The 16,670-nt window shown below is 70.1% G+C and carries 16 protein-coding genes, 1 tRNA gene and 1 other RNA gene; 10 read left to right on the top strand and 8 right to left on the bottom strand.

Annotated elements, in window-relative coordinates; translation table 11 throughout:
• The first annotated feature begins 173 nt into the window (after nt 1-173).
• From ASG45_RS09730 to ASG45_RS09715, 4 genes are all read left to right on the top strand, one after another.
• Complete coding sequence (locus ASG45_RS09730; protein WP_055837849.1) at nt 174-935, top strand: IclR family transcriptional regulator; 762 nt, start codon at nt 174-176, stop codon at nt 933-935.
• A gap of 35 nt (nt 936-970) precedes the next feature.
• On the top strand, nt 971-1,426 hold the full coding sequence (locus ASG45_RS09725) for a MarR family winged helix-turn-helix transcriptional regulator (protein WP_055836423.1): 456 nt from the start codon (nt 971-973) through the stop codon (nt 1,424-1,426).
• Complete coding sequence (locus tag ASG45_RS09720) at nt 1,423-2,646, top strand: MFS transporter (protein ID WP_055836420.1); 1,224 nt, start codon at nt 1,423-1,425, stop codon at nt 2,644-2,646. Before ASG45_RS09725 ends, ASG45_RS09720 begins: the two co-directional genes overlap by 4 nt.
• 180 nt (nt 2,647-2,826) lie before the next feature.
• Nucleotides 2,827-4,521 (top strand): HNH endonuclease signature motif containing protein, encoded by a 1,695-nt coding sequence (locus tag ASG45_RS09715; RefSeq protein ID WP_055836418.1) that lies wholly within the window; start codon nt 2,827-2,829, stop codon nt 4,519-4,521.
• A gap of 211 nt (nt 4,522-4,732) precedes the next feature.
• Here the strand turns inward: ASG45_RS09715 and ASG45_RS09710 are convergent, their stop codons facing one another.
• Both ASG45_RS09710 and ASG45_RS09705 read right to left on the bottom strand, forming a co-directional pair.
• Nucleotides 4,733-5,302 carry an NUDIX hydrolase gene (locus ASG45_RS09710; RefSeq protein WP_055836415.1) on the bottom strand — a complete coding sequence of 190 codons (570 nt, stop codon included), beginning with the start codon at nt 5,300-5,302 and terminating at the stop codon, nt 4,733-4,735.
• A gap of 111 nt (nt 5,303-5,413) precedes the next feature.
• Nucleotides 5,414-5,489 (bottom strand) — tRNA-Lys (locus ASG45_RS09705).
• A 102-nt stretch (nt 5,490-5,591) separates the two neighbouring features.
• On the opposite strand from ASG45_RS09705, the gene ASG45_RS09700 reads away from it, so the two are divergent.
• Both ASG45_RS09700 and ASG45_RS09695 read left to right on the top strand, forming a co-directional pair.
• Nucleotides 5,592-6,413, top strand: coding sequence for an inositol monophosphatase family protein (locus ASG45_RS09700; protein WP_055836412.1), 822 nt, complete (start codon nt 5,592-5,594; stop codon nt 6,411-6,413).
• Nucleotides 6,410-6,988 carry a hypothetical protein gene (locus ASG45_RS09695; RefSeq protein ID WP_055836409.1) on the top strand — a complete coding sequence of 193 codons (579 nt, stop codon included), beginning with the start codon at nt 6,410-6,412 and terminating at the stop codon, nt 6,986-6,988. The genes ASG45_RS09700 and ASG45_RS09695 overlap by 4 nt, the downstream gene beginning before the upstream one ends.
• 48 nt (nt 6,989-7,036) lie before the next feature.
• Here the strand turns inward: ASG45_RS09695 and ASG45_RS09690 are convergent, their stop codons facing one another.
• Nucleotides 7,037-7,405: a hypothetical protein gene (locus ASG45_RS09690; protein WP_055836406.1), complete on the bottom strand. Its 369-nt coding sequence runs from the start codon at nt 7,403-7,405 to the stop codon at nt 7,037-7,039.
• 125 nt (nt 7,406-7,530) lie between these two features.
• On the opposite strand from ASG45_RS09690, the gene ASG45_RS09685 reads away from it, so the two are divergent.
• Nucleotides 7,531-8,070, top strand: a complete 540-nt coding sequence (locus ASG45_RS09685) for a YaeQ family protein (RefSeq protein ID WP_055836402.1) — start codon at nt 7,531-7,533, stop codon at nt 8,068-8,070.
• Between the two features lie 97 nt (nt 8,071-8,167).
• On the opposite strand, the gene ssrA is transcribed toward ASG45_RS09685, so the two are convergent.
• Nucleotides 8,168-8,538, bottom strand: a transfer-messenger RNA (tmRNA) gene (ssrA, locus tag ASG45_RS15905).
• Nucleotides 8,539-8,782: 244 nt separating this feature from the next.
• Between ssrA and ASG45_RS09680 the strand changes: the two genes are divergently transcribed.
• On the top strand, nt 8,783-9,439 hold the full coding sequence (locus ASG45_RS09680) for an SIMPL domain-containing protein (RefSeq protein WP_055836399.1): 657 nt from the start codon (nt 8,783-8,785) through the stop codon (nt 9,437-9,439).
• A 92-nt stretch (nt 9,440-9,531) separates the two neighbouring features.
• On the opposite strand, the gene smpB is transcribed toward ASG45_RS09680, so the two are convergent.
• The 4 genes from smpB to prfB form a co-directional block, all read right to left on the bottom strand.
• Nucleotides 9,532-10,008, bottom strand: a complete 477-nt coding sequence (gene smpB / locus ASG45_RS09675) for an SsrA-binding protein SmpB (RefSeq protein ID WP_055836395.1) — start codon at nt 10,006-10,008, stop codon at nt 9,532-9,534.
• Between the two features lie 99 nt (nt 10,009-10,107).
• On the bottom strand, nt 10,108-11,025 hold the full coding sequence (gene ftsX / locus ASG45_RS09670; protein WP_055836391.1) for a permease-like cell division protein FtsX: 918 nt from the start codon (nt 11,023-11,025) through the stop codon (nt 10,108-10,110).
• A complete protein-coding gene (ftsE, locus tag ASG45_RS09665) occupies nt 11,022-12,068 on the bottom strand; it encodes a cell division ATP-binding protein FtsE (protein WP_055836389.1) in 1,047 nt (348 codons plus the stop codon). The genes ftsX and ftsE overlap by 4 nt, the downstream gene beginning before the upstream one ends.
• Before the next feature lie 127 nt (nt 12,069-12,195).
• A complete protein-coding gene (gene prfB, locus ASG45_RS09660) occupies nt 12,196-13,305 on the bottom strand; it encodes a peptide chain release factor 2 (protein WP_055836385.1) in 1,110 nt (369 codons plus the stop codon).
• A gap of 70 nt (nt 13,306-13,375) precedes the next feature.
• Between prfB and ASG45_RS09655 the strand changes: the two genes are divergently transcribed.
• Together ASG45_RS09655 and ASG45_RS09650 are read left to right on the top strand one after the other, a co-directional pair.
• Complete coding sequence (locus tag ASG45_RS09655) at nt 13,376-14,647, top strand: MFS transporter (protein WP_055837847.1); 1,272 nt, start codon at nt 13,376-13,378, stop codon at nt 14,645-14,647.
• A gap of 203 nt (nt 14,648-14,850) precedes the next feature.
• On the top strand, nt 14,851-16,647 hold the full coding sequence (locus ASG45_RS09650) for a M20/M25/M40 family metallo-hydrolase (protein WP_156459419.1): 1,797 nt from the start codon (nt 14,851-14,853) through the stop codon (nt 16,645-16,647).
• Nucleotides 16,648-16,670: the final 23 nt, after the last annotated feature.

The following is a 16,670-nucleotide window of genomic DNA, read 5'->3' as shown; positions in this document are numbered from 1 at the left end:
GTCTGCGTCGTCCCATGCTGCTCCGGCGAGCGCCGGGACCGGCAGTGGGTTCTTGCCATGTGGATGGGTCGGGGCGTAGCGTCCACATCGTGGACACGGCATCCGGAATCGACCCCGACGACGGCGCGGGTCGACGCGGCGGATCGCCCACCCCGTCCGCGGGCGGGCGCGGGGTGCCCGGCGCTCAGGCGATCGCCCGAGCCGCGCACCTGCTGCGCCTCGTGACGGCGGCGGGCGCACGTGGCGCGACAGTCGGCGACCTCGCCCGCGACGCCGACCTCACCCGCCCGACCACGCACCGGCTGCTCACGGCCCTTCGCGCCGAGGGCCTCGTCGACCGTGACGAGCACAGCGGCCACTGGCTTCCGGGGCCGGAGCTGTACCTGATGGGGAGCGTCGCGGCATCCCGCTTCGACATCACCGCGACGGCGCGCGACATCGTGCGCTCGCTCGCCGTCCGCACCGAGGAGAGCGCCTTCCTCTCGGTGCGTCGCGGGGACGAGACCGTTTGCCTGGTCCGCGAGGACGGTAGCTTCCCCATTCGTTCGTTCGTGCTCTCGGAGGGCGTGCGGTTCCCGCTGGGCGTCGCGTCGGCCGGCCTGGCGATCCTCGCGTTCCTTCCGCCCCAGGATGTGGACGCGTATCTCGAGCGGCATCCGGAACTGGTCGAGAAGTGGGGCGCCTCGCACTCGTCCGCGCGGTTGCGCACGCGGATCGGTGACACGAAGGCACGCGGCTACGCGGTGAACCCGGGGCTCATCGTGGAGGGCAGCTGGGGCATCGGCGCGGCCGTGTTCACCCGCGACGGCGACCCGCAGTGGGCACTGAGCCTCACGGGCGTGGAGTTCCGCTTCGGCGGCGAACGGCTGGCGGAGCTCGGGCGCATCCTGCTCTCGCACGCGCACCAGCTGTCGACGCGCCTCGGCTCGCGTTAGATACCCCAGGTATATACCTGCGGTATGCTTTTGGTATGACCCGCGACGACGACCTGCAGAAACTCCTGCTCGCGGTGCACGCCCTCACGCGCATCGCGGCCATCGACACCCAGAACGACGCCCCCGGCGCGCAGTGGCGCACCTTGACGCTGCTGCGCGACCACGGCCCCCAGCGCCTCGGCGACCTGGCCACCCTCAGCCGGGTGACCCAGCCCGGCATGACCCGCCTCGTCCACCAGATGGACGCCGCGGGGCTCGTGGCCCGACAGGCCGACCCCGCCGACTCGCGGGTCAGCGTGATCGCCGCGACCGACGCCGGGATCGAGGCGCTCACCCGCTGGTTCGAGTCGCTGCGCGCCGCCCTCGCCCCGCACGTGGCGGATCTGACGGATGCCGAATGGAACGCCGTGCGCGTCGCCGCCGGCGCCCTGTCGGCCCGCGTGGGCCTGCAGCCCGCCCCCGCGCGCGAGACGATCGGAGCCGGTCGATGAGCGGCGCCACCCCCAGCGTCTGGAAGCAGCCCGCACAGGTGTGGGCGGTGGCGTTCGCCTGCGTCGTCGCCTTCATGGGTATCGGCCTGGTGGATCCGATCCTCCCCGCCATCGCCGACGCTCTGCAGGCGAGCCCCGTCGAGACCGAGCTGCTCTTCACGAGCTACCTCGTGGTCACCGGACTCGCGATGCTCGTCACCAGCTGGATCTCGAGCCGCATCGGCGCGAAGGCGACCCTGCTGGTCGGCCTCGGGCTCATCGTGGTGTTCTCGCTGCTGTGCGCCCTGAGCGGCAGCGTGGATGCCGTGATCGGCTTCCGCGCCGGCTGGGGCCTCGGCAACGCCCTCTTCATCTCCACGGCGCTGGCCACCATCGTCGGAGCCGCATCCGGCGGCAGTTCGGCCGCCATCATCCTGTACGAGGCGGCGCTCGGCCTCGGCATCGCCATCGGCCCGCTGCTCGGCGGCATCCTGGGCGAGGCGAGCTGGCGCGGACCGTTCTTCGGGGTGGTCGTGCTCATGGCGATCGCGTTCGTGGCGGTCACCCTGCTGCTGCGCGGACCGACGCCCGAGCGGCGGCCGATCGCGTTCAGTGCGCCGTTCCGCGCTCTCGGTCGCCCCGCGCTGGCGATCCTCGCGGCCACCGCGCTGTTCTACAACATCGGCTTCTTCACCCTGCTCGCCTTCTCACCGTTCCCGCTGGGGTTCGGGGCCATGGGGATCGGCCTGACGTTCTTCGGCTGGGGCCTGGGGCTCGCCGTCACGAGCGTGTGGGTCGCCCCGCTGCTGCTTCGGCACCTGCGCCTGACGACGGTGCTGCTGATCGCCCTGCCGCTCTTGGCCGTCGATCTGCTGGTCGCCGCCTTCGTGGTGTCGTCGGCCACGGCACTGGTGGTCTGCATCGTCGTCGGAGGTCTCGTGCTCGGCGTGGTGAACACCGCGCTCACCGAAGCGGTCATGGAGGCCACCGACCTTCCGCGCTCGGTCGCGTCATCGGCCTACTCGGCCGTGCGGTTCCTCGGCGGGGCCGTGGCTCCCCCGCTGGCCGCGCTGCTCTGGCACGCTTACGGCGCCGGAGTGCCGTACTTCATGGCCGCAGTGTCGGTCGTGATCTCGAGCGCGTGCATCCTGTTCGGACGCCGCCTGCTGGCCCACATCGACGGAGCACACGCGGATGCCGCGGACGAGGGCGCTGCGGTGCTGATCGGCGACGCCGCCTGACGGGGCGGGGTGAGGGGCCTCGGTCTGCGGCGTGCGTCGCGGGGCGGGGCCCTTCGTCGGTGAGGGGCGAAGGGTGCACCGTGGCCCCGCATCGACACCCCTCCAAGGCCGGATGGCCCACCGAGGAGCCCCGCGAACGGTCCTTCCGCCGATGTCGGAGGTTGCCGATACCGTCTGGACATGAGCCTCTCCGCCCCCGTGAACGACAGCCGCCGGGCCGTCGAATGGTGGCGCGATGTGCCCCCTCCGAGCGCCCGAGATCTGCAGCTCGAAGCGGACACGCTCTGGGCAAGAGAGCTCGGGCTTCTCGACGGCGATGAGAGTGGCGACGAGCGTGCGTCCGGCGAGTTCTCGTGGGCGGAGATCGACAAGTCGACCGACATCGTCGACTCTGATGACGACCCCGGCGGCGACGACCCGGCGCCCACCGCGCACGACGGCTTGACCAGCGCACCGCAGGACGGCTCGACCCCCACCGCAGACACTGGCGAGGTCGCGAGCCCGCCGCTCCTCGACGGCGACGCCGACGTCGACGCTCTGCTCCGCGCGCTCGAGGTCGCAGCGGTGACGCAGCGCCGGGCCACCGCCGAGGGGTACCGGCTCATCGCGCTTCTCGTGAGCCGCGCGAGCATCGATCCCGAACCCTGGGTCGGCCCCGATCCCACGCTCGACGGCGTGGGGAGCGACCCGCGACGTCGTGGGGCCGCGGCCATCGCGCGCGACCGGTGCGACCTGGCTCAGCGCGCGGCCGTCGCCGAGATCGCCGTGCGCCTGCGCCTCTCCGAACAGACGGTTCGCGTCCGCGGTTCGCAGGCAGAGGGCATGCAGGACCGTTGTCCGCGCACCTGGAGCGACTTCACCGAGGGGCGCACGTCGGAGCGACATGCCGTCGAGACCGCTCGTCTCGCGGACAGCCTGCCCGACAGCCCCGAAACGTGGGCGACCTTCGACGACGGCGCCTCGGAACGCGCGCGCACCCTGACGCCCGCGAAGTTCGTCGTGGCTGCGCGCGCGCTTCGCGAACGCGTCCACGCCGACTCCCTCGAGCAGCGACACGCGCGAGCCGCTCGCGACCGCGGCGTATGGGTGACGGCGGAACTCGACGGCATGGCGACACTGAGCGCGCTGCTGCCGGCGGATCGTGCCCACGCGGCGATGGCGCGCGTCGACCGGTTCGCCCGACACCTGCGCGCGACCACCGACGAAGAACGGACACTGGCGCAGCTGCGCGCCGACACGCTGGCCGACCTGCTGGATGGAGCCGACACGGTCGACGGCGCGCGCCCAGGCTCCGCACCGGCCACCGCGACACCCACAGTGCCGGTCAGCTCCACAACCACCCCGCGGACTCCCGAACAGGCCACGGCGCACCCACGCGTGAAGAACGCGCGCCCCGCCCCCTCGCGCGCCTCGATCGTCGTGACCGTTCCCGCGCTGACGCTCCTCGGCGGCGATGACGGACCGGCGACCCTCGACGGGTACGGTCCGATCGACCTCGACACCGCCCGTCGCCTCGCGGGTGGCGCCACGAGCTGGACCCGTCTGCTCACCCACCCGCTCAGCGGGGCTCCGTTGGCGCTCGATCGCACCTCGTATCGCGTGACGGCCGCGCTGCGCCGGTGGTTGGGCGTCACCTCACCGACATGCGTGTTCCCGGGCTGCGCGCGGAGCGCACGGGACTGCGACATCGACCACCTCACGGCATGGGCCGAGGGAGGCGCGACAGACGCCGACAATCTCGAACCCGAGTGTCGACATCATCACCGACTGCGGCACGAATCGCGCTGGAGTCCCTCCCGCGATCCCGACACCGGCGATGTGCGATGGACCTCCCCGCGCGGCCACGAGGTCGAGACAGACCCGCCGCCGTTCTGACCGAGCGAAGCGCGACGGAGTTCTACACCCCCGTCCCCTCGGCGCGGACGTCCCGCGCGGCCACGAGATCGACACAGATCCGCCGCGGTTATGACCGAGCGAAGCGCGACGAAGCTCAACGTCCCCGTCCCCTCGGCGTGGACGTCCCCGCGCGGCCACGAAGTCGAGAAAGATCCGCCGCCGTTCTGACCGAGCGAAGCGCGACGGAGCCCTACGCCCCCGTCACCTCGGCATCGCCCTCACGCACCCGCTCCCCCAGCACGTCCCAGAGCTGATCGAACCGCATGTTCCACGGCGTGGCGAAGACACCGTCCTTCCACCGCTCGTGCACGACGTCGAGCGTGACCCACTCGGCATCCAGAACCTCTTCCGGGTCTGGGATCGGAGTGACCTCGCTCGCCACCCGCGCGACCCAGAGGTCGAAGAGGGCGCTCGGCTCCACGACACGGCCCACGAGGACGAGGTCGTCCGGGGCGACGGCGATACCGGTCTCCTCCTCGAGTTCGCGGACCGCCCCGCCGCGGCTCGACTCTCCTCGAAGGGCACTGCCCGCGGGGAACTCCCACGCGAGCGGGTAGTCCTTCCCCTCGGCGCGTCGGCTCATCAGCACCCGACCGCTCGGGGCGACGACGCACACCGAGGCCACGATGTGGAACGAGCCCTCCGGCACCGGTCCATCCCCCCGGCGGTGCAGCCCACCCGTCGGAGTGCCCTGCACGTCGGTCACGTCCCACAGTTCGTCGTCGGCCATGGCATCCCCCGTCTGCGCCGCGACGAGCACGCGCGGGCCCCTCCATCTTGCCGCGGGACAACCGACAGGCACCCGGAGAATCGCCCCGAAAATGCGAAAATCCCCCCTCGCCCTGGTGAGGCGAGAGGGGAATTTCGGAGGTGGTGCACCCCCTCGGACTCGAACCGAGAACCCATTGATTAAGAGTCAATTGCTCTGCCGATTGAGCTAGAGGTGCGTCTTCACAGTTCGAAATCGGCGTCTCGAACCGAGGGATTACGTTACCAGGCATGACGGGGCGACACCAAATCGTGCCAGGAGCGCCGGTTATCCTGGTGCGGTGTCCTCCACTGCTGACCCCTCCGCGACCTCGACGAATCTGACCGACGACCTCGCCCTCGCGCTGCGGCTGGCCGACGCCGCTGACGCGGTCGCCATGGAACGCTTCGACGCGGCCGACCTCCGCATCGACACCAAACCCGACCGCACCCACGTCACCGAAGCCGACCTCGCCACCGAGCGCGCGATCCGCGCGATCCTCGATGCCGAGCGGCCCGACGACGCCATCCTGGGCGAGGAGTTCGGCACCTCGGGCGACACCGCACGCCGGTGGGTCATCGACCCGATCGACGGCACCCACAACTACATGCGCGGCATCCCGGTCTGGGCGACGCTGATCGCCCTCACCGTCGACGGCGTACCGCAGATCGGCGTCGTCAGTCAGCCGGCGATCGGTCGACGCTGGTGGGCCGCCACCGGGCAGGGCGCGTGGACGACCACCGCCACCGGCGACGAGCGCCGCATCCACGTCTCGGGCATCGACCAGGTGTCGGCTGCGAGCATCAGCTTCCAGAGCATCGAGCAGTGGGATGACGTCGATCACCTTCCCGCTCTCGAACGTCTCACGCGAGCGGTGTGGCGCGATCGTGCCTATGGTGACGCATTGCCCTACATGTGGCTCGCCGAGGGTCGGCTGGAACTCGTCGCCGAATTCGGAGTCAAGGAGTACGACATCGCCGCCATCGCCCCCATCGTGCGCGAAGCCGGCGGACGTTTCACGGCGTTCGACGGCACCGACCGTCTCGACGCCGAGTCGTCGTTCGCGACCAACGGCCTGCTGCACGACGCGTTCTTCGCCCTGCTGCACGAGGACGCCTCGTGAGGCGCCGTCCCCTCGCCCTCGCGCTCTCGACGACGACGCTGACCGCCGTCGCCCTCGTAGTCCTCGCGGGGTGTTCGGGACCGGCAGCGCCTCAGGAGGCACCGGCGGGAGCAGTTACCTCGACGCCGTCGGCCTCCGCAGCACCCGAGGCCACACCGACCACCGACCCCGTCGCAGAAGACCCGACCTGCCAGAACATCATTCCCCGGGCGACGGCCGACGACTTCGTCAGCCTGGGGTGGAGTGCGCAGTCCGAGCCGTTCCGCATCGGAAGCATCGAGCTCGACGAGGGCATCCAGTGCAAGTGGGGTGATCAGAAGATCACGACCGATCGCGTGCAGATGTTCGGCTGGGCACGCATCGACGACACCGACGCCGCGGCGGCCGAAAAGGAGCTCGCCGCCTCGGGCTGGCGTCGCGAGGTCGGCGACGCGGGCACCTACATCACCGAGGACCCCTCGTGGGCGATCAGCACAGACGGCGACGGGTACGGCATCACCTACCTGTTCGGTGACGGTTGGGTGAAGCTCGCCGACACCCGGCAGAGCCTGGTGCTCGTCGAGGGTCCCCAGTAACGCACCCCCCGCCTCGGTACACCCGGTCGAGGGCGTCCACCCGGGCGGTCACCGGTACGGGTTGACCGCAGCCGCATCGCGCGCGGCCCCGAACCCCTCGTCCCAGGCGTCACCACGCGCCTCGACATCGCGCCACAGCGCATCCGCCTGCACGACGCGGTGGGCGAACGCGACCCAATCCGCCCACGAGGCGGTGATCCCGGATGCCGGCTCCCCCGGCCGCTGGGTCGCGTGCAGACCCGAACCCCGGTCCCCGTCGTCATCGGCAGCGTTGAGCCCGGATGCCGGCGCACCCCCGCTCTGCCCGGGACCGGTCCCCGTGCCTCGGCGCGCGAGGGCGGTCCAGGTTCCGGCGTTCGGGGTGGGAGCGAGGTGGAACGGACCGACGTCGATCCGTGCGGCGCGGGGGTCTGGCATCCCTCGACGCTACGGTCGGGGCGGCATGCGCGGCAACCGTCCCGCAGCCGACCGGCCACCGGGGCGGACCGCCCCGCTTCGCGCGAGCCTTTTCCCCGCCCCGTCCTGACGTAGGCTCGAGCCTCGTGGCTATCGGCGCGACCATTCACACGTTCACCGTGCAACTGTCCGACGTGGACCGCGGCGTCTACGAGGAGCTGGCCCTGCGCGTCGCGCGGCATCCCTCCGAGACCGCCCCGTACATGCTGACTCGCGTGCTCGCGTACTGCCTCGAGTACGAAGAGGGCATCACGTTCAGCGAGGGCGTCGCCGCCACCGACGAGCCCGCCGTGATGGTGCGCGACCTGACCGGCTCGATCGTCGCCTGGGTCGAGGTAGGTGCCCCCGATGCCGCCCGCCTGCACAACGGCAGCATGAAGGCCGAGCGCACCGTCGTCTACACGCACCGCGACCCCGAGAAGGTCGCCGCCGCGTGGGCGGGCAAACGCATCCACCGCGCCGAGGACCTGCTGCTGCACAGCTTCGAGCCCGGCTTCGTCGAGCGCGTCTCCGAAGGCATCGAGCGGCGCAACACGGCCACCCTCACCCGCACCGAGGGGCGCGTGTACCTCGAACTCAACGAGGTGTCGGGCGAGAGCGACGTGCACACCCGCACGGCCGCCTGAGCGCGCAGACCACGCGCTCGGTTCGATCCCGAAACCAAGAAAGCCCTCGTCCCCGCCGAAACGGGCGGGAACGAGGGCTTTCTCACGTGACAGTGACTCGTGGAGCTGGGGGGAATCGAACCCCCGTCCAACGCTGGGTCTCCGCGTTTTCTCCGGGCGCAGTCTGTGCAGACGTTCTACTCGGCTCCGACCTTTGTCACAGACACCTAAGTCGACAAGCCCAGCCTGGGAAAAGTCCCGTGTGACGTCCAGACGCCATCACACAGCAAGACCCCTAAATGACGCCAGGATCCGTGGCGGGGTCGCACACGGTCTGACGGACTATCGGGCTCGCTTACGCAGCGAGGGCGAAGTCAGTGCGCTTAGCATCGGCACTTATTGTTTTGCAGGGAGCGTTTACGAGATAACCCCACATCCTCGGCCCGCTTTCTCGCGGGTTCGCAGACGCTGTCGAAACCGATCAGCCCCGTGAACTCCGTGTGGAGCGGCCACTGTCACGCTGTTGAATTACCAATCCGGATGCCGAAGCACCGGAGCCTCACAGTCTACAACGCTCCGACACCCGGCGCATTCCGCGTGGCCCGCAGCGGTGGCGAGGTGGTGCCGGGAACTCGACGCGACCCCGCGGCGGTCAGCACCACGAGCGGCCCCCGCACCCCTCCCCCTCGATCTCATCCGCAGAACGACCACACCCCTCGCGTAGGCTCACCGCATGAGCGAGGTCGTGGTCACCGTCCGAGGAGAGAGCGAAGCACGCGTGCGCGCCGAAGAGGCCGCCGTCCGGGTGACGGTGTCGACCGACGGGCCGTCCCGCGGACCCGTGATCGAGGGCGCTCAGGTACGAGCCTCGTCGGTGCAGGACGGCCTGGTGGCGCACCTGCGCTCCGGCGAGGTGTCGGAATGGTCGAGTGCTCGGGTGTCGGTCTGGTCGGACCGACCGTGGAACAGCGACGGCGCGCAGCTGCCGCTCGTGCACCACGCCAGCGTCGAGCTGTCGGCGACGTTCACCGACGCCGGGGCCCTGTCGTGGTGGCTCGGCGACGTCACCGAGTCCGACGACGTGCAGGTCATCGCCGTGGAATGGCGCCTCTCCCCTGCCACACGCGTGCGCGTCGAGAGCGACGTGGCCGCCGCCGCCGTACACGTCGCCGTCGAGCGCGCGGGCGCGTACGCGGGCGCTCTGGGCTTGGCCTCCGTGTCACCGGTCGAGATCGCCGACGCCGGCCTGCTCGGGGCACGGCCGGAACCGACGGCACACCTGTCGGCGCGCTTCGCCGCGGCCTCGGACTCGAGCGGCCCGTCGTTCAGCCTGCAGCCGCCCGAGATCGTCGTGAGGTCGGTCGTCGAGGGGCGCTTCCGCGCGGAATGACCGCGTCCCGCGGCAACCCAGCGCGCTGAACGCGCACGTAGGTCACCGCAACGAGCGTCACGGCAACGCAGGTCACCGCCACGAATCCGACCTCAGTCACCCAGCCGGTTCTTCGTACGCATGGCGCGCTCGGCTTCGCGCTTGTCTTCGCGTTCGCGGATGGTCTGACGCTTCTCGAACTCGCGCTTGCCCTTGGCCACCGCGATCTCGACCTTCGCGCGACCGTCGAGGAAGTACAACCGCAGCGGAACGAGCGTGTACCCGCCGGCCGACACCGCGTGCGAGAGCTTCACGATCTCTTCGCGGTGCAGCAGGAGCTTGCGGGTGCGCTTGGCCGAATGGTTCGTCCAGTGACCCTGCGAGTACTCGGGGATGTGCACGGCATCGAGATACGCCTGCCCGCCGTCGATGTAGGCGTACCCGTCGGTGAGGTTCGCACGACCCTGCCGCAGCGACTTGACCTCGGTTCCGGTCAGCACGAGACCGGCCTCGTAGGTCTTCTCGATGGCGTAGTCGTGGCGCGCCTTCTTGTTCGACGCGATCAGTTTTTCACCCTGCTCACGAGGCATGGTGCCACCTCCTCATGATCATGGGCACACAGAGCCCTCCAGCGTACAGGATGCCGGGGTCACCGGCATCCGGGATCCGATGCCGGACAACGCAGGGGTTCAGGCGCGCAGCCAGCGACGGATCGCGAAGCTCGCGCTGAGCGCGGCGAGGATCACGCCGATCACCACGATGACGGGGATCACGAAAGCGACGTCGGACAGTCCCACCCACGACGTGATGAAGCCGATGCGGTCGCGCAGGTACTGGTTGACTCCGACCCCCACGATCGCCCAGACGGCCACGCTCGCCAGAGCCGACCCGATGAGGGCCGCCAACACGCCCTCGACGATGAACGGCGTCTGGATGAAGCGGTTGGAGGCGCCGACCAAGCGCATGATGCCGAGCTCTCGCCGTCGGGCGAAGGCGGAGAGGCGAATGGTCGTCGCGATCAGCAGCACCGCCGCGATGAGCATGAGACCCGCGATGCCGACGGCGACGTAGGTCGCGACCGTCAGCGCCTGGAACAGCGGCTCGAGGTACTGCATCTGGTCCTTCACCTCTTCGACGCCGGTCTGGCCGCCGAAGGCTTCCGAGATGACGTCGGCCTGATTCTGATCGACGAGGTTGATGCTGAAGGTCGCGTTGAACTGGTCGGCCGTCACCACGTCGGCGATGTCGTCGGACAGCAGGCTCTTCGCGTTCTCGAACACCTCGTCGCTCGTCGAGTAGGTGTAGTCGCGGATGAGCGGGGCGAGCGCCTCGCCGTCGAGCGTCGCCTTGACGGCGTCGATCTGCTCCTGCGTCGCGGCCTGCCCCGGGGTGCAGGTGTCGACGTCGGACACCGCCGCGCACATGAACACCGCCACCTGGGCACGATCGGCCCAGTACGACTGCATCTTGCCGATCTGCATCTGCATGAGCATCGCGGCGCCGACGAAGGTCAGCGACACGAAGGTGACCAGGATGACCGAGATCACCATGGACGCGTTGCGACGCAGGCCGGTGAAGGCCTCCGAGAGGATGAGCCCGAACCTCATGACGTGGGTCCCACTTCGTCGTTGCGGTCTTTCTTCCCGCCCAGTCCCAGCCGGTCGGCCAGGCCCAGGGCGTCGACGTCCGGCGTACTGACCGGGATGGAGCGCGTGTTGGTGCCCGGCTCGCGCGGGGCGTCGTCGGACGGTGTGGTCACGGCGGGCGTGGCGCCCGGGGTCGCCGACGCGCGCGCGGGGGCCGCGGCGGGCTGAGCGGACGGGGCCGGCGCGCCCTCGGGGCCGCGCAGGGGCTCGACGGGGCCGGAGATGTTGGTCACTTCGCGCTGCACCTCGAGCACGGCCGTGAGGGCGGCGACCGCGGCCGCACCCTTCTCGACCTCGGGGGCCAGGCGGGGCAGGCTCGACGTGTCGCCGTAGCCGCCGTGGCGCTCGTCGCGCACCATCTCGCCCCCGCTCAGCTCGATCACGCGACGCTGCATCTGGTCGACGAAGCCGGCCTCGTGGGTCGCCATGACCACCGTCGTGCCACCGGCGTTGATGCGGGCCAGCAGACGCATGATGTCGATCGACGTGCCGGGGTCGAGGTTTCCGGTCGGCTCGTCGGCGAGCAGAACCTGGGGACGGTTGACCAGCGCGCGGGCGATCGCGACGCGCTGCTGCTCACCGCCCGACAGCTCGTGAGGAAGGCGCTTCTCTTTGCCGTCGAGACCGACGAGCGCGAGCACCTCGGGCACGGCCTGCTGGATGAACCCGCGCGAAGCGCCCGTGACCTGCAGGGTGAAAGCCACGTTCTGATGCACGGTCTTGTTCGGCAGCAGGCGGAAGTCCTGGAAGACCGAGCCGATGTGGCGACGGAAGTAGGGAACCTTGCGGTTCGACAGCGTGCGCAGGTCGCGACCGAGCACCACGACACGACCGTCGCTGGGGGTCTCGGCGCGCAGGATCAACTGCAGGCACGACGATTTGCCGGAACCCGAGGCACCGACGAGGAAGACGAACTCCCCGCGCTGCACCTCGAAGTCGACGGCGTTCAGGGCGGGCTTCGCGGTGCCGCGATACCGCTTGGTGACGTTCTCGAACCGGATCATGGCTCGATGAGCCTAAGCGGGTGCCCCGACGACCTCGACAGGACGCGCCGTGTCCGCAAACCGAGAGAGTCCTATGGATGCCGGGGTGGTGGCATCCACAGGACTCTCGGACCGCGGGGGTCGCGGATCAGTCGTCGTCCTTGCGCTTGCGCCACCGGATGCCGGCGGCGATGAGCCCGTCGAGGTCGCCGTCGAAGACGACCGCGGGGTTGCCGACCTCGTACCCGGTGCGGAGGTCTTTCACGAGCTGCTGGCCGTAGAGGAAGTAGGAGCGCATCTGGTCGCCCCAGCTCGCGGTGATCGTGCCGGCGAGTTCCTTCTTCTTCGCGGCCTCTTCTTCGCGCTTGAGCAGCAGCAGTCGAGTCTGCAGCACGCGCATGGCGGCCGCACGGTTCTGGATCTGCGACTTCTCGTTCTGCATCGACACGACGAGGCCGGTCGGGAGGTGGGTGATGCGCACGGCGGAGTCGGTCGTGTTGACCGACTGTCCGCCGGGGCCCGACGAACGGAAGACGTCGACGCGGATGTCGCCCTCGGGGACCTCGACCTCGACGGCTTCTTCCATCACGGGGATGACCTCGACCGCGGCGAAGCTCGTCTGGCGCTTGTCGGCGCCGCCGAACGGGCTGATGCGGGCCAGGCGGTGCGTGCCGGCCTCGACCGACAGGGTGCCGTAGGCGTAGGGGACGTCGACCTCGAAGGTGGCCGACTTGATGCCCGCGCCCTCGGCGAAGGACGTGTCCATGACCTTCACGGGGTACTTGTGACGCTCGCACCAGCGCAGGTACATGCGCAGCAGCATCTCGGCGAAGTCGGTGGCGTCGTCGCCCCCGGCGCCGGAGCGGATCGTGACGACCGCCGAACGCGGGTCGTACTCGCCGTCGAGGAGCGTCTGCACCTCGAGCTGACCGATCACGTCTTTGAGCGAAGCGAGCTCGCGCCGCGCCTCGTCGGCGGATTCGTCGTCGTCCATCTCGATCGCGAGACCGACGAGCACCTCGAGGTCGTCGAGGCGCTGCTCGATCTCGGTCACGCGCTTGAGTTCGGCCTGGCGGTGGCTGAGACGGCTGGTGATCTTCTGAGCGTTGTCGACGTCGTCCCAGAGGTTGGGTGCGCCGGCCTCTTCGCTGAGGCGAGCGATGTCGGCGGTGAGTGCATCGACGTCGACCACGGCCTGGATATCGGCGAAGGTCGAGCGAAGAGCCTGGATGTCGGCGGTCAGATCGAGTTCGAGCATTTGGATTCAGCCTATCGTGGAGACGGTGACAGCCGACTCTCCCCGGAACGTGCTGGTGAGCTTCGCGCCGATGATCTACGGTCCCACCCTGCTGTTCGCCCTCGGCGAGGGGGCCGTCATCCCCCTCATCCCGGTGATCGCCGACCGCCTCGGGGCCGACGTCGCCGTGGCCGCGCTCGTGGCGGCGGCCCTGGTCGTGGGCCAGCTCTGCGGCAACATCCCCGCCGGATGGGCGGTCGCGCGATTCGGCGAGCGCCTGACGATGGGTGTCGCCGGCATCGTGATCCTGGGCGGTCTGACAGGAGTGGTCTTCGCGAACTCCCTGCTGCTGTTCGCCGCGGCCGTGTTCCTCATCGGATTCTGCGCCGCGGCGTTCGCCCTCGCGCGCCATTCCTTCATGACCACCCGGGTGCCCCTGCACTTTCGCGCTCGCGCGCTGTCGCTGCTGGGCGGGACCTTCCGCCTCGGAATGTTCGTCGGGCCGTTCGTCTCGGCGGCGCTGCTGGGGATCTTCGGCGACGAGACGGCATCCATCGTCTTCTTCGCCGTGTGCCAGGTCGCGACGATCCTCCTGGTGTTCTTCGGGCCCGATCCCGAGAAGGCCGTGCCGGTGGGCGCGGGCTCCGTGAGCCGACGCAACGAGGGCGACTCCCGCGACCCCGACTCCCGCGAGGCCGACTCCCGCGATGCCGAAGACAGCGGCGAGCCGGTGACCGGAGCGATTCCCGTCGTCGAGCGGGTGGGGGTGTTCCGCACGATGTGGCGCTTCCGCGGTGTGCTCGCGCGCCTGGGTCTCGCGGCGGCCTCGTTGTCTGCCGTCCGCTCGGCGCGTCAGGTGGTGCTGCCGCTCTGGGGTGTGTCGCTGGGATTGGATGCCGGGACCATCGCCGTGGTCGTCGGAGTCTCGGGCGCCATCGATTTCGCGCTGTTCTACGCCAGCGGCCAGGTCATGGACCGCTTCGGGCGCCTGTGGGCGGCGTTGCCCGCGATGGTGCTGATGGGGGCGGGCTTCCTCGCGCTCTCGTTCACGCATGACCTCGGCAGCGCGGAGATGTGGTTCGCCCTGTTCGCCGCGGTGCTCGGCGTCGGCAACGGGCTGTCGAGCGGCATCCTGCTCACCCTGGGTGCCGACATCGCCCCGCCGACGGAGCCGGCCGCGTTCCTCGGTTCGTGGCGCACGCTCACCGACGCCGGGGGCGCGACCGCCCCCCTGCTGGTGTCGGCTCTGACCGCGCTCGTCTCGCTGTCGGTCGGCGTGGGGGCCATGGGATTCATCGCCCTGCTCGGCGCGATCGGGTTCGTGCGATGGGTGCCGCGATACGTCCCTCGACGCCGCCCCTGACGCGCGGGAGCGAGCCGGAACGGCTGCCATCCGACACTCCCCCGACAGCCGGGACGTGTTTCGGGACGGTAAAAAATCCGGCGGACTCTGGCCATCTGATGAATTTCCGATGAGAATCGGTCACGCGATCGCCATTTTGACGGTGACGTGTCATTCCCCCTGGATGAAGCGGGCGATGGTGCCCGCGGAGAGGTTTCCCCATCGTGCCCCGGAACACCCTGCACCCCACTGCCTCACGCGCTCGACGCGCGTCGGCCGTGCTGGCGACGAGCGCTCTCGTCGGCGGCGCCCTGATGATCGCCCCCGCGGCGTTCGCCGCCCCCGCCCCCGGCGACGCCCCCGACGACCTCGGCCTCACCGGCGCCGACGTCATGACCCACCTGACCGAGCTGGCCGACATCACCGAGTCGTTCGCCGATCAGGGCTACCGCACCTGGAACGGTCCGGGCTACGAGGCCGCGGCGCAGTACGCAGAGCAGATCCTCGAGGGCACCGGGGCGTTCACCGTCTCGCGGCAGACCTTCGACGTGCCCTACTCCGAGCTGGGCGAAGCCTCGCTGACCGTCGATGGCACGACCTACACCGGCTCGCACTTCGACAACAGCGAAGGCACCGACGAGCCGTACACCGCGGCTCTGGCGCTGCCCCTCGACGCCGAGGGCACGCACATCGGCTGCGCCGCGACCGACTACGCCACCGTCCCCGCCGGCGCCATCGTGCTGGTCCAGCGCGGCGTCTGCACCTTCGAGGAGAAGATCGACTTCGCCTCGGCCGCCGGAGCGGGCAGCGTCTTCGTCTACAACAACGAACGGCCGGCCGAAGAGGGCATCTCGCCCGACGACCAGCTGACCAACGTCGGCTCGGGTCCCCGCAACGAAGAGGACTCCCCCGCGGCGACCCTTCCCCAGTCCGCCGGCGACACGCTCGCCGCTCTCGTCGAGGCCGCTGCCGCCGACGCGCCCGTCGAGGGCACCGCCGTCATCGAGAAGCAGTTCCTCGTCTCACAGACCTTCAACGTCATCGCCGACAGCATCGCGGGCGACCCCGAGGACACCGTCGTCATCGGCGCGCACCTCGACGGCGTGGCCGAAGGCCCGGGCGTGAACGACAACGCCTCGGGCTCGGCCGCCGTGCTCGCCCTGGCCGAGAAGGTCGCGGCATCCGAGGTTCCCAACGACAAGCGCATCCGTCTGGCGCTCTGGGGCGCCGAGGAGATCGGCCTGCTCGGCTCGACCGCCTACGTCGACGACCTGGTGCAGAACGACCCCGCCGAACTCGCGCGCATCTCGGCGTACCTCAACTACGACATGATCGGCTCCGAGAACTTCACGGTGGGCGTGTACGACGCCGATCGCTCGACGTTCCCCGCCGACGGGGTGACCATCCCCGACGGTTCGGTCGAGATCGAGAAGATCTACACCGACTACTTCGACTCGATCGAACAGCCGTGGATCGACTCCGAGTACTCGGGTCGCTCGGACTACCAGGCGTTCATCGACAACGGCATCCCCTCGGGCGGCCTTTTCTCGGGTGGCGACGACATCAAGACCGACGAGCAGGCCGAGCTCTTCGGCGGCACCCCCGGGGTCTTCATGGACCGCAACTACCACACGGTCGACGACACCCTCGCGAACGTGAACCGCGACTCGATCGACATCTTCACTCCCGCGATCGGGCACGCCGCCTTCGCCCTGGCGTGGGACGCCGCCGTCGATCCGGAGCCCACTCCCGAGCCCACGCCCGGCGAGCCCTCGCCCGAGCCCACCACCGAGCCGACCCCGGAGCCGACGGGTGAGCCCACCGGCGAGCCGACGGCCACCCCGAGCCCGGTGCCCACGGCGACGACGGGTCCCGGCGCGAACGGCCCCGGCAGCAACCTGCCGCGCACCGGTTCCGACGTCGCGGGTTCGCCGCTGCCCGCCATCGGCATCGGCATGCTCGCCCTCGGAGTCATCGTGGCCGCCGGCACCGCCGTCGTCCGCCGACGTCCGCAGCAGTGACGAGGACCGGGGCCGCGTGAGAC

This window comes from Microbacterium sp. Leaf436 (assembly GCF_001424715.1).
GTDB lineage: Bacteria > Actinomycetota > Actinomycetes > Actinomycetales > Microbacteriaceae > Microbacterium.
Note: the sequence above shows the minus strand (reverse complement) of the source record. Positions and strands in the feature narration are given on the sequence as shown.

Excerpts from the sequence above, each read along its gene's own strand:
- ASG45_RS09720 (WP_055836420.1), top strand. The coding sequence starts at position 1,423 with ATGAGCGGCGCCACCCCCAGCGTCTGGAAGCAGCCCGCACAGGTGTGG.
- ASG45_RS09690 (WP_055836406.1), bottom strand. The coding sequence starts at position 7,405 with ATGCCAGACCCCCGCGCCGCACGGATCGACGTCGGTCCGTTCCACCTC.
- ASG45_RS09680 (WP_055836399.1), top strand. The coding sequence starts at position 8,783 with ATGAGCGAGGTCGTGGTCACCGTCCGAGGAGAGAGCGAAGCACGCGTG.
- ASG45_RS09715 (WP_055836418.1), top strand. The coding sequence starts at position 2,827 with ATGAGCCTCTCCGCCCCCGTGAACGACAGCCGCCGGGCCGTCGAATGG.
- ASG45_RS09655 (WP_055837847.1), top strand. The coding sequence starts at position 13,376 with ATGATCTACGGTCCCACCCTGCTGTTCGCCCTCGGCGAGGGGGCCGTC.
- smpB (WP_055836395.1), bottom strand. The coding sequence starts at position 10,008 with ATGCCTCGTGAGCAGGGTGAAAAACTGATCGCGTCGAACAAGAAGGCG.
- ASG45_RS09725 (WP_055836423.1), top strand. The coding sequence starts at position 971 with ATGACCCGCGACGACGACCTGCAGAAACTCCTGCTCGCGGTGCACGCC.
- ftsE (WP_055836389.1), bottom strand. The coding sequence starts at position 12,068 with ATGATCCGGTTCGAGAACGTCACCAAGCGGTATCGCGGCACCGCGAAG.
- ftsX (WP_055836391.1), bottom strand. The coding sequence starts at position 11,025 with ATGAGGTTCGGGCTCATCCTCTCGGAGGCCTTCACCGGCCTGCGTCGC.
- prfB (WP_055836385.1), bottom strand. The coding sequence starts at position 13,305 with ATGCTCGAACTCGATCTGACCGCCGACATCCAGGCTCTTCGCTCGACC.